9 protein-coding genes are annotated in these 13680 nt (G+C 68.6%); 4 read left to right on the top strand and 5 right to left on the bottom strand.

Annotated elements, in window-relative coordinates:
* Positions 1-51: 51 nt before the first annotated feature.
* Entirely contained in the window at positions 52-1047 is a 996-nt protein-coding gene (locus HPO96_RS34090; protein ID WP_171678559.1) for a helix-turn-helix transcriptional regulator, read from the top strand.
* A 21-nt stretch (positions 1048-1068) separates the two neighbouring features.
* On the opposite strand, the gene HPO96_RS34085 is transcribed toward HPO96_RS34090, so the two are convergent.
* Together HPO96_RS34085 and HPO96_RS34080 are read right to left on the bottom strand one after the other, a co-directional pair.
* On the bottom strand, positions 1069-1902 hold the full coding sequence (locus HPO96_RS34085; protein WP_171678557.1) for an alpha/beta hydrolase family protein: 834 nt from the start codon (positions 1900-1902) through the stop codon (positions 1069-1071).
* A 265-nt stretch (positions 1903-2167) separates the two neighbouring features.
* A complete protein-coding gene (locus HPO96_RS34080) occupies positions 2168-3064 on the bottom strand; it encodes an EamA family transporter (RefSeq protein WP_171678556.1) in 897 nt (298 codons plus the stop codon).
* Between the two features lie 78 nt (positions 3065-3142).
* On the opposite strand from HPO96_RS34080, the gene HPO96_RS34075 reads away from it, so the two are divergent.
* Positions 3143-4048 (top strand): LysR family transcriptional regulator, encoded by a 906-nt coding sequence (locus HPO96_RS34075; protein WP_171678555.1) that lies wholly within the window; start codon positions 3143-3145, stop codon positions 4046-4048.
* Positions 4049-4097: 49 nt separating this feature from the next.
* Here HPO96_RS34075 and HPO96_RS34070 read toward each other — a convergent pair whose 3' ends face one another.
* Entirely contained in the window at positions 4098-7640 is a 3543-nt protein-coding gene (locus HPO96_RS34070; protein ID WP_171678554.1) for a DUF8189 domain-containing protein, read from the bottom strand.
* A gap of 310 nt (positions 7641-7950) precedes the next feature.
* On the opposite strand from HPO96_RS34070, the gene HPO96_RS34065 reads away from it, so the two are divergent.
* Entirely contained in the window at positions 7951-9306 is a 1356-nt protein-coding gene (locus HPO96_RS34065; RefSeq protein WP_238355804.1) for an FAD-binding oxidoreductase, read from the top strand.
* Positions 9307-9422: 116 nt separating this feature from the next.
* Here the strand turns inward: HPO96_RS34065 and HPO96_RS34060 are convergent, their stop codons facing one another.
* The gene (locus tag HPO96_RS34060) at positions 9423-9959 is read right to left on the bottom strand and encodes a dihydrofolate reductase family protein (RefSeq protein ID WP_171678552.1); all 537 of its coding nucleotides are present in this window, start codon (positions 9957-9959) and stop codon (positions 9423-9425) included.
* A 15-nt stretch (positions 9960-9974) separates the two neighbouring features.
* Entirely contained in the window at positions 9975-10538 is a 564-nt protein-coding gene (locus HPO96_RS34055; protein ID WP_171678551.1) for an NADPH-dependent FMN reductase, read from the bottom strand.
* A gap of 96 nt (positions 10539-10634) precedes the next feature.
* On the opposite strand from HPO96_RS34055, the gene HPO96_RS34050 reads away from it, so the two are divergent.
* Positions 10635-13652 carry an AfsR/SARP family transcriptional regulator gene (locus tag HPO96_RS34050; RefSeq protein ID WP_171678550.1) on the top strand — a complete coding sequence of 1006 codons (3018 nt, stop codon included), beginning with the start codon at positions 10635-10637 and terminating at the stop codon, positions 13650-13652.
* Positions 13653-13680 lie beyond the last annotated feature (28 nt).

Raw genomic sequence — 13680 nt, 5'->3', positions numbered from 1 at the left:
TATAGGAACATCAGCTTCCTAATTACCAACGAATTCTGGAGGCGTTTTTCGTTGCTCGAGACGTCGTCACGCTTACTTTCCTTGCTAGCGCTCCTGCAGACCCGCCCGGCCTGGACCGGAACCGAGCTGGCCGAGCGGCTCGACGTCAGTACCCGCACGATCCGCAACGACATCGAACGGCTGCGTGAGCTCGGCTACCCGGTGGACGCCGCGCGGGGCCCGGCCGGGCATTACAAACTCGGCGTCGGCGCGAAGCTCCCGCCACTGCTGCTGGACGACGAGGAGGCGGTCGCGGTCGCGATCGGCCTGCGGACCGGCGCGGGGCTGGCCGGGATGGAGGAGAGCAGTGCGCGTGCCCTGACCAAGCTGGAGCAGGTCCTCCCGCACCGCCTCCAGCGCCAGGTGAACGCCGTCCACGGCGCGCTCTCGAAAGGCCCCGACGACACCGGCTCGAACGTCGAGACCCCACAGGTCGACCCGGCCCTGCTGAGCACGATCGCGGCCTGCATCCGCGACGAGCACTACCTGCGCTTCGAGTACGAGATCCCCGAGGGAGCGCTCTCCCGTGACGCCGGCTCCGGCCGCACCGCCGACCTGCCGATCCTCGTCGAGCCCTACCGCCTGGTGAGCTGGCACGGCTTCTGGTACGTCGTCGCCCGCACCGAGACCGGCGACTGGCGCACCTACCGCGCCGACTGGATGTTGTTGCGGATGGCAACCGGCAGGCGCTTCCAGCCGCGCCCGATGGCGGCCGCCGACTACATCGACTTCGTCCTCCGCGACGTCGCCTCCACCGGCTGGAAAGTCCACGCCCGGATCACCATCCAGGCCCCCGCCGACGAAGTCCTGAGCCGCATCCACGCCGCCGTCGGCGTCGTCGAACCCGTCGACGACCGCACCTGCATCCTCGTCACCGGCGCCGACTCCCTCGAACTCATCGCCGTCTACATCGGCATGCTCGGCTTCGACTTCCACGTTGACACCCCACCCGCCCTCGTCCACCACCTCAAAACCCTGGGAGAGCGCTACCTCCGCGCGATCAGCTGAGGATCTACAGGCCGTGAGGATTTATAGGCCGTGTTGTTTGAGGAAGGTGACGGTGCGGGCCATGGAGGTGGGCCAGGCGGCGGCGAAGGCGTGTTCTTCGCCGGGGTAGGTGTGGAGGGTGGATTTCTTGCCGGCGTTCTGGAGGGTGGTGTGGGTGGTGCGGGACCAGGCGATCGGGCAGGTGGAGTCGGATTCGCCGTGGTGGATGAGGACGGGCTCGGTGATGCGGTCGAAGAAGGTGATGGGGGAGACGTTGCGCCAGAAGGCGGGGTTGCGGGCGGGTTCGCCGTAGGCGCGGAGGATGGCGGCGGCTTCGGGGCGGTCGGGGCGGGTCCAGCGGTTGAAGTTGTCGACGGTGTTGGAGCTGACCGAGGCGAAGATGATGCCGGCTTTCACCAGGCCTGGTTGGGTGACGAGGGCGTTCAGGGTGATGCCGCCGCCCATCGAGCGGCCGAGCATGCCGATCCGGTCGGGGTCGACGTACTGCGAGGTGCGCAGTGAGTGGACGGCGTTCAGGACGTCCTCGGTGTAGCCGAGGCGGAGGTTGAGCTCGGAGCGCGGGTCCTTGGAGGACTGGGCGTGGTTGCGGTAGTCAGTGTGCAGGACGACGTAGCCGCGGCGGGCGAGGTAGTCCTGTTCGCGGGCGAGGCCGCGGCCGTTGGTGTAGACGGCCGGGTCGATATAGCCGTGGTTGAGGACGAGCGCCGGATGCGGGCCGGGGGTGCTGGGGACGTTGAGGATCCCGGAGATCGTGAGCGAACCGCTCGGGTAGGCCACGTGGTACCGGGTGTACGCCGGGTTGCGCGCGAGCACCCGGCCGAGCCGTAGCTCGCCGCCGGCGTACTTCTTCGCCATCAGCGCCGGGAGAGAAACCGGGTGAGCGCTCTCCGGCGTTCTCGACGGCGTTCCCGTCGGGCTGTCAGATGGCGTTGCGGACGGCGTTGCGGACGTCGGGCCGCTCGGCGTCGGATCGGCGGACGGCGTGGGACTCGTCGGGCCTGAGGTGGTCGGAGGGGATGCCGCGTCGTCGCTACTGCAACCAGTGGCGGCCGCCACCACGAGCGCACCGAGTGTCGCCAACGCCGTCCGCCGTTCCATGCGGTCCAGTCTGCCGCGCCGGTCAGCCGACCCGGTCGAAAGTTCTGGCAACGATTCGCGGCCGGACCTTCCGTTGGGCCGGCCACTGCACGATCACGACCGCGGAGAGCACGAGGATGCCGCCCGCCCACTGCACCGGGGACAGTTGCTCGCCGAAGACGAGCGCCGCGGAGGCGACCGTGACCACCGGCTCGAAGATCGACAGGATCGAGGCGACCGAAGGCCCGACGCGGGCCATCCCGGCGAAGAACCAGAGGATCGCGACGACCGTACTGATCAGTGAGAGCGCGGTCAGCCAGATCCAGCCCCGGGGTGCGAAGTCCAGCGCCGGGCCGCCGCGGAACAGCTCGCCGACCAGGAACGTCCCGAATGCGCCGACGCAGACCAGCGCCGACAGCGCCAGCGGCGGGACGCCGGCCCGGTCGCCGACCAGGATGTAACACGTGTAGACCAGCGCGGCGCCGAGCGCGAGCAGCCCGCCGAGGAGGTCGAACCGGCCGGTGGCCGCGCCGCTCAGCACGAGGCCGATCCCGGCCAGTGCAATCCCCAACGCCCACGAACGCCGCCGGGAAGCGCTCTCTCGGCCGAGCAGGATCGCACCGGCCATCACCAGGACCGGGTAGAGATAGAGGATCAGCGCGACCAAAGACGCATCGATCCTGGTCAGCGCGGAGAAGTAGAGACCGGCCTGGGCCGCGTAGCCGAACACGCCCATACCCAGCCCGATCAGCACGGACCGGCGCGGCAGACCGCGCAATGCGCCACGCGCCAGCGCGAAGCACAGCAACACGACACCGGCCATCCCGAAGCGGACCAGCAGCAGGGTCTCGACCGAGACATCGGCGTCGTACGACAACTTGCCGAACACAGCCATCGCTCCGAACGCGGCAGCGGAAAGAAGACAGAAGAGGGCGCCCACGGGATAGATCGTGCGGCCGGCGAATTGTTCACGTCCATCACGGCTTCTTGGATGAAACTGTGTAGCTATTCTGAACAAATGCTCGACCTGCACCGGCTCCGGCTCCTGCGTGAAGTCCACGACCGCGGCACGATCCACAGCGCCGCGCGGGCGCTCGGCTACACGCCCAGCGCGATCTCGCAGCAGTTGTCCGTCCTCGAACGCGAAGCCGGTACGCCGTTGTTCGAGCGCGTCGGCCGCAACATCCGGCTGACCGCAGCCGGGGAGGTCCTGGTGCGCCACGCCTCGACGCTGCTGGCGGGAGTCGAGGCCGCCGAAGCCGAGCTGGCGACCGTGGCTGCGGGCCGGTTGGCGGGCGTCGTCCGGGTCGCGGCCTTCCAGTCCGCGTTCCTGAGCATCGTCGCGCCGGCGATCCGCGCGCTCGCTGCGACGCACCCCGACATCCGGGTCGAGGCGGCGGAGGCCGAGGTCGAGCAGGCTGCCCCTGCCCTCCGGCTTCAACAGCTCGACGTGATGGTCGGCGACGAATACGACGGTCAGCCCCGTGCCGTCCATGCCGACCTGCTGCGCGAGCACCTCCTGCGCGAGCAGATCCGCGTCGTCCTCCCGCTCGACCATCCCGAAGCCGGCGCCGAGCGGGTCCAGATCGCCCGGCTCGGCGACGTGGCTTGGGCGTGCTGTCAGCCTGGGACGGGACATCGCGAGATGCAGGTCCGGGTTTGTCGCGAGCTGGGCGGCTTCGAGCCCGATCTGCGCTACAGCTCGGACGATTTCCTGATCCTGTTCGAGCTGGTTCGCCGCAACGGCGCCGCCGCGCTGCTCCCCGATCTCGTGCTCGCGCACGGCGCGCCGGGCGTCGCCGTCCGCCTGCCCGCCGAGGGATCGGTCGGACGCACGGTCTTCATGCTGACCCGGCGGACCCGGACGCCGACCGTGACCGCGGTCGCCGACGCGTTGCGGGCGGCCGCAGCCACCAGCCTCTGACGCGAGGCTTGGCGGCTACGGGCCTAATTCAGCTGGCCGCACGCGTGGGTCATGTCGGCAGCGCCCCACTGTGCCAAGGTCCTACGCCCGGACCGTGCTGATACCAATGTCCCAGTGCGCCGGCGGCTGTCGGTGCGAAGTAGTGCAGCACGCCGGTGCTGTCCTGGCCGACCGCGCCGTCGCCGTTGACCTGGACGTAGGTGGTCCCGATGCGGATGACGGTGCCCTCCCAGGGCCCGTGGCCGGGGTGACGTTGCCAGTTGTGGAAGATGCGGCCGTCTGTGGTGTGGACGAAGGTGACCAGCTTGCCGGAGGCATCCAGGGCGCTGACGGGATCGCCCGCCAAGGCAACGGTCTCAGCGGTCCCGTCGACCGTCACAGCCAACGGGAGCTGCTCCCAGCGCCAGGGGCCGCCACCCGGAACGGACTGCCAGCCGTGGAGGTAGGCGCCGGCAGCGCCGCGGGCATGGAAGGTCAGGCGGCCGGAAACATCCTGCGCCATGGCCGGACGACCAGCCAAGCGGACCACCTCGCCGGTACCGCCCTGCAGGATCAGATCGCCGCTCCACTGGTTGTTGCCTGGGGCACCTTCCCAGCCGTGCCACAGCTGACCGGCCAGGTTGCGGACCAGGTAGGTGAGCTTCCCGGACACATCCGGCGCGGCCGTTGGGTCATCGCTGATCCGGACTTTCGCTCCGCCGCCGTCCGTGATGTAGCCGGCGGTCCACTCGGTCGAGCCTGGCGTCCGCTGTCGTCCGTGGATCAGGTGACCGTCGACCGATCGGGCGAAGTAGGTCATCCGTCCGGTAGCGTCCACGATTGCCGCAAGCCGTCCGGTCAGCTGTTGTTTGGGTCCGTTCGTCGGCGTCGGGTCCACCAGCAACTGCTGTCCGTTCCGGCTCCACTTGAGGACGCCGGCCGCGGTCAACGCGAACAGGTTCATCTGCCCGGCCGGGTCCAGAGCGCTGGCGACAGTGCCTGTGACGCCGGCTGGGATGCTGGTCGCCGTCCAACCTGCGCCGTCGTGCAGCAGGTAGCGGATCGAGCCGTCGGCTCGAACCGTCTGGACCGTGAGTTTGCGGTCGGCGTCCTGCCTGCTCCACGTTCCGGGTACCGGGAGGTCGGTACGGCTGCGCTGGAAATGCAGATTGTCGATGAACACCGTCAACGGCGTCCTGCGCTTCGGCGTCCGCAGATGGATGGACGTGATCCGAGACAGGTCGCTGACGAGGCCGGCGAGCGGTATGACCACCCGCTGCTGCTTTCGCGGTGACAGGTAGAACGGGTTGCCGTCGTCGAGCCGCACCGGGTCGTGGAAGTCGCAGTAGATCACCGCGACGTCGTCGGAGTCGTTGTAGGCATCGAACGCGACCGCGTCGATCTTCGACCAGTCGATACGCCCGATGGAATGGTCCGGACGGTTTTCGCGTGCGGTGTGGAAATAGACACCGGACCGCGCTGGGTCGGCAGCGTTGGTGTTGAAGGTCAGCTTGGCAGCGTGCTGTCCGTTGCCGGCGTGCTGATCGGACCAGGTCGCACTGGCCTCCTGAGTGATCAAGCGGGCCACATCTGTTGGGGTTTCGAACGAGTTGATCGGGATGTCGTGCGGTACCGCGACCGGTCGGACGTCCAGCGTCCGCGTGAAAGTGGACCCGGCCACTGTGATCGTGAGGTTCCGCTGGCCGGCGGGAAGGTCGACGACCACCCGATGCCGCGCGCCGGTCGCCGTGGTCTGCACCGGCCGGCTGCTGTTTCCACCGATGCTGACCGGGTTGTCGCGACCGGTGCTGAGCTCGACGACGACGCCATGTGCGGTGGACCGCTCGATCCGGACCACTGCCGGCGTACTGCCGAAGAGTTGAGCCACCTCGGCGCCCACCTGGCGGCGGATCCGGTGGAACAGCGCCGGATCGTCCCGGTATGGAGCCGGCCCGGTGTGGAGCACGTCGTGGTACGACTGCAGCGCCTTCGCCGGTACCGGTAGCTCCCAGCCGGCCGCGAGCTCAGCGGACTTGCGGTCGTACAGAGCGAGGTATTCGAGGTCCTCGAACCCGTCACGCAGGTTGTCCAGACGGATCGACGGGACCGGGCCGTCAGGGCCGGGATACATCAGGTAGCCGTCGCCGGCGTCACCACCGGGCAGGGGGAACGGGTCGGTCCAGCGGTCACTGGGCGCATACCCGCGCTCGTGCTCCCACTTGCCGAAGACAGTGGTCGACCAGAACAGCCAGCCCTCGATGCCGTGGCTGTACTGGATCCACGGAAGCAGCCGGGCGCTCACAGAACTGTCGGCCAGGAACATACTCGGCAGCGGATAGGCGTGCCGCCAAGCGGTGTACCACCAGACCGTGTCGCCGCGGGCCTTCAGCGCCTCGACGATGCCGGGCAACTCAGGCTTGGGGACGGTGATCACGAAGCACCAGGCCCGGACGAAGTCGAGCAGGTCCTGGTTCGGCGGGTCCGTCAGGGTCAGCACGTGGTCGATGTCGGGCGCCACCGCGGAGACATCGGCGAAGAACTTCTTGACGTGCGCATACGCCGTCTCGTTGAGCGGCTCGTCAGCCCAGTAGAAATAGCCCCGGTCCACGATGCCGCGCTCACGCAGTCCCTGGAGAACCTGCCTGACCTTGGCCGCGTCGAACCTGAAGCCGACGGTGTAGTCGCCGGTGGCGTACAGCGGGATCCGGAATCGGCCCGCGCTGGGGTCGAGCAGGTATCGATCGGCCGATCGGAGGAACTCGGCCGGTTCCGGTTCGTGTCCCGGTCCTGGCCAGAGTCCGTTCGGCGCCGGTGCGGCGCGGAACGGCCCTGGTGGGTCAGTGGAAATCAGCCGGTACTTCTTCTGTAGTTCGTAATATTTGCGCATCATCGGCTCATGCCGCGGATCGGTGTGCGTCAGCCCGTAGTGCCGCGCGACCTGTTGGTACCAGATGGCCGCGGCCGTCGCCGTACTGGCGGTGTCGGGGATCTCGAACGGCCAGACCTCAACCTCCACCGGGACCGACACCGGGCTGGTTCCGCCGGTCAAGGTGATGGTGCCGGTGTAGGTTCCGGCCGGCTGGTCCTTCGGGATGTGCACCGTGAACCAGATTCCCTGGTTGCTGCCGGAGCCGACCGGCACGGTGCGGCTCGGCGGCAACGGCGCCAAGGCATCCGGCCAGGGCCCTGGCAGGTACTTCGGCTGGCTCTCCGGCCAGGTCTTGTCCACCTGCACGTAGTGCTGCTCGAAGACCTCGATCTCGGACAGCTGGGCCCCTCCGGGGCCGGTCAAGATGCCTGCGCTGACCCCGAGCCGGGTGGTCCCGCTGGTGGTTCGGACGATGAACTGGCCCGACTCGTATTCGTTGCGCGCCGCGGCGAGGTTGATCGCGGTCGGCGCGGAACCGATGAGGAACCGCCGATCTCGCCGGACTTTGTCGGCCGGCGACGGCAGCCAGACGGTCAACGGCGCGGCTTCCGCCGCGGCCGGCGCCGCGGCCAGCGCGTTGGCCGTCCGGGTATCGAGCAACGGCAGACCTGCCGCGACGGTGCCGGCGGTGAGCCAGCCGAGCACTTGCCGCCGGCCGGGCGGTGACTGGGCGAAGTCAGGCATCGGGCATTCCCCTTATATTTATGGACTCCATAGATACAACTGTTGACTGCCCGTCTGTATAAGCATTCGGTTCAGGTGGAATCCCGCGGTCGCCCTTACGGCATTGACGAACTGGTGGTGGCGGGGGAGGGTCGAAGGAGCGGGCGGGTCTGGGGGAGGGCCGGTTGCCTGCCGGGGGTCGAGGCGCTCTCTGGGGTGAGTTGTTCGCGCGGCGTCCGGTGACGGTCGGTCTGTGCGGTGACGCGTCGTCGTAGGGGCGCGGCGCCGCTTCGCGAGCGGCGAACGGCCGGGGAGCAGACGGATGAGCACGATGGAGAAACTGAGAGAGCGCGTTCGCGGGCAGATCTGGACTGCCGGCGACGAGGGGTACGACGAGGCGCGCCGGGTCTACAACGCCATGCACGACAGGCGGCCGGCGGTCGTCGTCCGCTGTGAGAACGCCGGGGATGTGATGGCCGCGGTCGATTACGCCCGCGAGAACGTTCTCGAGCTTGCGGTCCGCGGCGGCTCACACAGTGTGCCGGGGTTCGGGACCGTGGACGACGGTGTCGTCATCGACCTGAGCGGGATGCGGAACGTGCGGGTGAACCCGGTGACCCGGACGGCGCGCGCCGGCGGCGGCGCAACGTGGGGCGACTTCAACGCGGCCACGCACGCGTTCGGGCTGGCGACGACCGGCGGCATCATCTCGACCACCGGCGTCGGCGGACTCACACTCGGCGGCGGGATCGGCTATCTCGCCCGCGGGCTCGGCTTGTCCTGCGACAACCTGAGCTCGGCCGACGTGGTGACGGCGGACGGGCAGTTCCTGATCGCGAGCGAGAAGGAGCACGAGGATCTGTTCTGGGCGCTGCGCGGTGGCGGCGGCAACTTCGGGGTGGTGACTGCGCTGGAGTTCCGCCTCGCACCGGTCTCGACCGTGTACGGCGGCCCGATGCTGTTCGAGCTGTCGGACGCCGCCGCAGTCCTCGCCGGGTTCCGGGACACGATCGGCGCCGCGCCCGAGGAGCTCGGCGGGTTCCCGGCGTTCCAGATCGCGCCCCCGCTGCCGTTCATTCCGGAGGACCGGCAGGGCGAGGTTTTCGCGCTGATCGTCGCTTGTTGGGCCGGTGATCCAGAACGCGGAGAGAGCGCTGTCTCGGCGTTCCGGGAGTTCGCGCCGGTGGTCGCCGAACACGTCGGCCCGATGCCGTACCCCGCACTGAACTCCGCCTTCGACGGTCTCGTGCCGGCCGGCCTGCAGCACTACTGGAAGGCGAACTTCGTCACCGAGCTGACCGACGACGCGATCCAGGCGCACCTGCGGCACGCGCCGGGCCTCCCTGCGGTCAACTCGACCGTGCACATCTATCCGATCGACGGCGCCTGTCACCGCGTCACCCCGGACGCCACCGCGTTCGCCTACCGGGACGCGAAGTTCGCCACCGTGATCGCCGGCATGTGGCCCGACCCGGCGCAGAACGACGCCGGCGTCGACTGGGTGCGCTCGTACTACGACGACATCGCCCCGCACTCGGAGGCCGGCGGCTACGTGAACTTCATGGCCGGCGACGACCAGGGCCGGGTCCAGGACAACTACAAGGGCAACTACGACCGCCTGGTCGAGGTCAAACGCAAGTACGACCCCGGCAACCTCTTCCACCTGAACCAGAACATCGCGCCGTAACAACGCGGGCTGGTTCGGCCGGTGGGCAACGCAGTGCGGCCCGGACGACGAGTGTCGTGCGGGCCGCGGCGTACTGCGGTGGCGAGATCGCCCGGAGAGCGCTCCCCGGCTGTTTCTCAGGCCTTCGGGGCGAGCTTGTGGACGACGATGCCGGACTTGAAGGTGGTGGTGCCGAGCAGCTCCAGGTGGGTGATGTCCAGGCCCTCGCCGGCGAACATGGTCTCGCCGTCGGCCAGCACCGGGAAGACCCAGAAGTGGTACTCGTCGACGAGCTTGTGCTCCAGCAGGGTCTTGGAGAAGGAGCCGGTGCCGAACTTGAGCAGGTTGCCGCCTTCCTCGGCCTTCAGCGCCTTGACGGCCTCGACGGTGTCGCCTTCGAGCAGCGTGGCGTTCCAGGTGGTCTCGGTGAGCGTGCGACTGGCGACGTACTTCGGGATGTTGTTGAACATGTCGGCCATCTCGCCATCGCGGGCCGACCAGGCCTCGGCGAAGCCCTCGTAGGTGAGGCGGCCGAGCAGCAGGGCGTCGGTGCCCTCCATCAGCTTGCCGGAGTAGCCGAAGTGCTCCTCGTCCCAGTACGGGCCGGACCAGTTCTGCGGGTTGTCGATGGCGCCGTTCAGCGTGACGAACGTGGTCTCGATCAGCTTCCTCATGGGTCTTTTCCTTTTCTACTGTCGGTAGGGACGCTTGGTGCGCGCATCCCGAAGCGCTTCGGCCCACCAGACGAGCTGGTCGAGCATGAGTTTGGCCTGGGCCTCGTAGCCTGCGGCCGGCCGGGGCCAGTCACCGTCGGCGGTGAACTGCTCCCAGTAGCAGGGGAGTGTGACTGTGTTGCGGATGGTGACCGCCTGCAGTTCGGCGAACACCTGGCGCAGTTGCGCGGTGGCGAGCAGTCCACCGCTCTCCCGGCCGTAGCTGACGATTGCGACCGGCTTGGCGTGCCACTCTTCGTAGTACCAGTCCAGTGCGGTCTTCAGCGCGGCCGGATAGCCGCTGTTGAGCTCCGGAGTGACCACTGCGAACGCCTCGGCCGCTTCGAGCCGCGGAGCCAGTTCTGCGACTTCCGCGGGCAGTGCGTCGTCGGCGTCCGGCAGTGTGTTCGGCAGGTCAGCGGCGGCGAGGTCGATCAGGTCGACTGTGAACTGCTTGGCCGCCTGCTGGGCCAGCCAGTGGGCGACGGTCGGTCCGAAGCGCCCGTGGCGAGTGCTGCCGATGATGACTGCGAGTCGCATTTCCTGCCTCCTTCCTGTTGACCCAAACTCTGCCGGAGACCGTTTACGGTTTCTTTCCGGTCCGGGTGGACCGCACCGGAAAGATAGGGTGCGGCCATGCGTTTCGGGGTGCTGGGACCGGTTACGGCCTGGACGGACGCGGGGGAGCCCGTCGTCATCCAGGGGCTCAAGGTGCGCGCGCTACTGGCTGACCTGCTCGCTCACGAGGGCCGGCCAGTCCCTGCGGACCGGCTGATCGACGACCTCTGGGGCGACCAACTACCGGGCAACCCGTCCGGCACGCTGTCGGCCAAGGTCTCGCAGCTGCGCCGTGCGTTCGAGGACGCCGAGCCGGGCAGCCGCGCGCTCGTCTGCTCCGGTCCGGCCGGCTACTCGATCACAGTCGACAAAACGTCGTACGACGCGCTCACCTTCGCGGACCGGGTCGACAGCGGGCGGCTGGACGAGGCGCTGGCCCTGTGGCGCGGTCCGGCGTACGCCGACTTTGCAGACGAGGCATTCGTGGAGACCGCGGTTGCCAGGCTCACTGAACAGCGCCTCACCGTTCTGGAGCGTGCTGACGTCTCGGTGGACGAGCTGACCGCATTGGTGGCTGAGCACCCGCTGCGTGAGGGGCTGCGAGCTGCCCACATGCGTGCGCTGTATCGCGCCGGGCGTCAGAGCGAGGCGCTGGAGAGCTTCGAGGACCTCCGCAATCAGCTCCTCGACGAGCTCGGTCTAGACCCGAGTCCTCCGCTGGTCGCACTGCAGCAGTCGATCCTCGCGCAGGAGCTCCCACAGGCCCGCAGCAACCTTCCCGCACAGTTGTCGGAGCTCATCGGCCGCAGCGACGCCGTAGGAGCGCTGGACGCCGAGCTGGCGACCTCGCGGCTCGTAACCCTCACCGGGCCAGGCGGAGTCGGCAAGACCCGGCTGGCGCTGGCGACGGCCGCTGCCGTGGCTGACCGGTTCGCGGACGGCGTTCTGTTCGTCGAGCTGGCCGCGGTGACGCCGGCCGCATTGTCCGTGCGCGACTCGCTGACCGACGCCGTCCAGGCCGCGCTGGACCTGCGTGACAGCGGCGGCCCAACGGTCACCTCGGTCGAGCGGATAGCCGCAGTGATGGGTTCACGGCTGTTGGTGCTCGACAACTGCGAGCAGGTGGTGGCTGAGGTTGCCGACCTGGCCGACGGCCTGCTGGCGGTCGCTCCGGGGCTGCGCGTCCTGGCCACCAGCCGAGAGCCGCTCAACCTAGCGGGGGAGGTCGTGTGGACAGTTCCCCCGCTGGAGGTGCCGGCTGCCGCATCGGCGTACGACGATGTCGCGCACAGCAGCGCCGTACAGCTCTTCGTGGCGCGCGCTGCTCGTGACTTCGTACTGACCGCTGACAACGCGGCAGAGGTGTCGGTGCTGTGCCGACGGCTCGACGGCATTCCACTCGCGCTAGAACTTGCTGCGACCAGAGTGCGTGCGCTGGGTATCCGCGGTCTGGTGACTCGGCTGGACGATCGCTTCCGGCTGCTGGCGACCGGGCATCGCGGTGCCGCGCCACGGCAGCAGACCCTGCAGGCGATGATCGACTGGAGCTGGGAGCTGCTCAGTCCCGAGGAGCAGGTCGTTCTGCGCCGCCTCGCTGTCCACGCAGACGGGTGTACGGCGGACGCCGCTGCGGCCGTCTGCCAGGACGCGGACGTTGTCGACATCCTGGTGCGACTTGTCGACAGGTCGCTCGTCGTGGCAGTGCACAGTGCGGACGGTCCGCGGTACCGACTGCTGGAGTCTGTCGCGGCGTACTGCACGCAGAAAGCCGCTGACGAGCTGGAGGACTTGCAGCAGCGCCACCTGGAGTACTACCTCGCGCTGGCCGAGTCCGCACAGCTGCACGGTGCCGAGCAAGGGCACTGGCTCCGTCAGCTCGACGCGGAGACGGCGAACCTGCGCACGGCTCTGGACCGGGCAGTGGCCACCGGACAGTCAGATCTGGCTGAACGGCTCGTCGATGCGTTGGCCTGGTACTGGTACCTCCGCGGTCGGACGCCGGAAGCAGTGCGCTCCATGGACGCCGTGCCGGAGTCGCCGCGGGCAGGTGCGTGGAAGGCCGGCTTCCTCTACCTACAGGCCGATGAGCGCGCGACTGCCGAGCGTGAGCGCTGGCAGGAGACAGCCGACGCACGCGGGCAGTGGTGGATCGCCTTCACCAGCAGCGATTCAGGCGAGCTGGCAGCGGCGCATGTGCTGTTGGAGCGCGCGCTGAAGAGCTTCGAAGCGGACGGTGACACCTGGGGAGCCGCAGCGGCGTTGACAGCCCGCGCCCAACACCAGCACGTGCGCTCCGACCTGTCGGCGCTGCGTGCGGATGCCACCGAGAGTGTGCGGCTCTTCAAGTCAGTAGGCGATCGCTGGGGCATGCTGCAGGCCACTACCTGGCTCGGTGCGGCTGCAGAGCTTGAGGGCGATTTCGACGAGGCTGCGCGATTGCATCGCGAGGGCGTGCAGATCGGCGAGGAGCTGGGCCTCTGGCCGGAAGTGGCCGGTGCCCTCGGAATGCTGGGCTGGACGCAGGTCCGCCAGGGCGACTACGCGGGTGCCCGCGCGCACGGCGAGCGGGCACTGCGGCTGGCGGTCGAACAGGGCCAACGGCCACTCCAGGCGCTCGCTGAGATCGTGCTGGCGTTCGCGGCTCGGCGTACCGGCGACATGGTCGAGGCCGAGAGCCGCCTGCGTACTTTGCTCGCCGCAGCCAGGACGCAGCCTGAGGCAGTGCTCTATCTGTCGATGGTGCTGCAGGAGTTGGGCTTCGTTCTTCAGCTCAAGGGTGAGCCCGCTGCGGCGCTGAAACTGCACATCGAGGCTTTCGAGGTCGCTGTGACCCACGAGTCGGACCGCAGTATGTGCTGGGCGCTGGAAGGCATTGCTGCCTGTCTGCCGGACAAGCGCGTCGCTGCGCAGCTCCTGGGCTCGGCAGCCGCGGCCAGGGCTGCAGGGGCACATCTGATCGCTTCCACCGAGGTTGACGACCTGGAGCGTGCGGTCGAGTCGGTCCGCGGTGTGCTGGGGCCGGAACGCTACGACGAGGAAGTGGCGGCCGGCGGCCTACTCTCCCCGCAACAAGCCTTCGATCTGATCCAGCAGTAGATGTTCTGTGTTTGAGATTATTTTGACC

The sequence above is a fragment of the Kribbella sandramycini genome (assembly GCF_013131805.1).
Lineage (GTDB): Bacteria > Actinomycetota > Actinomycetes > Propionibacteriales > Kribbellaceae > Kribbella > Kribbella sandramycini.
The sequence above is the reverse complement of the archived record's forward strand: the minus strand, read 5'-3'. Positions and strand labels throughout refer to the sequence as shown.

Coding starts and splice junctions, on each gene's coding strand:
- HPO96_RS34085 (WP_171678557.1), bottom strand. CDS start 1,902: ATGGCGAAGAAGTACGCCGGCGGCGAGCTACGGCTCGGCCGGGTGCTC.
- HPO96_RS34075 (WP_171678555.1), top strand. CDS start 3,143: ATGCTCGACCTGCACCGGCTCCGGCTCCTGCGTGAAGTCCACGACCGC.
- HPO96_RS34070 (WP_171678554.1), bottom strand. CDS start 7,640: ATGCCTGACTTCGCCCAGTCACCGCCCGGCCGGCGGCAAGTGCTCGGC.
- HPO96_RS34065 (WP_238355804.1), top strand. CDS start 7,951: ATGGAGAAACTGAGAGAGCGCGTTCGCGGGCAGATCTGGACTGCCGGC.
- HPO96_RS34060 (WP_171678552.1), bottom strand. CDS start 9,959: ATGAGGAAGCTGATCGAGACCACGTTCGTCACGCTGAACGGCGCCATC.
- HPO96_RS34055 (WP_171678551.1), bottom strand. CDS start 10,538: ATGCGACTCGCAGTCATCATCGGCAGCACTCGCCACGGGCGCTTCGGA.
- HPO96_RS34050 (WP_171678550.1), top strand. CDS start 10,635: ATGCGTTTCGGGGTGCTGGGACCGGTTACGGCCTGGACGGACGCGGGG.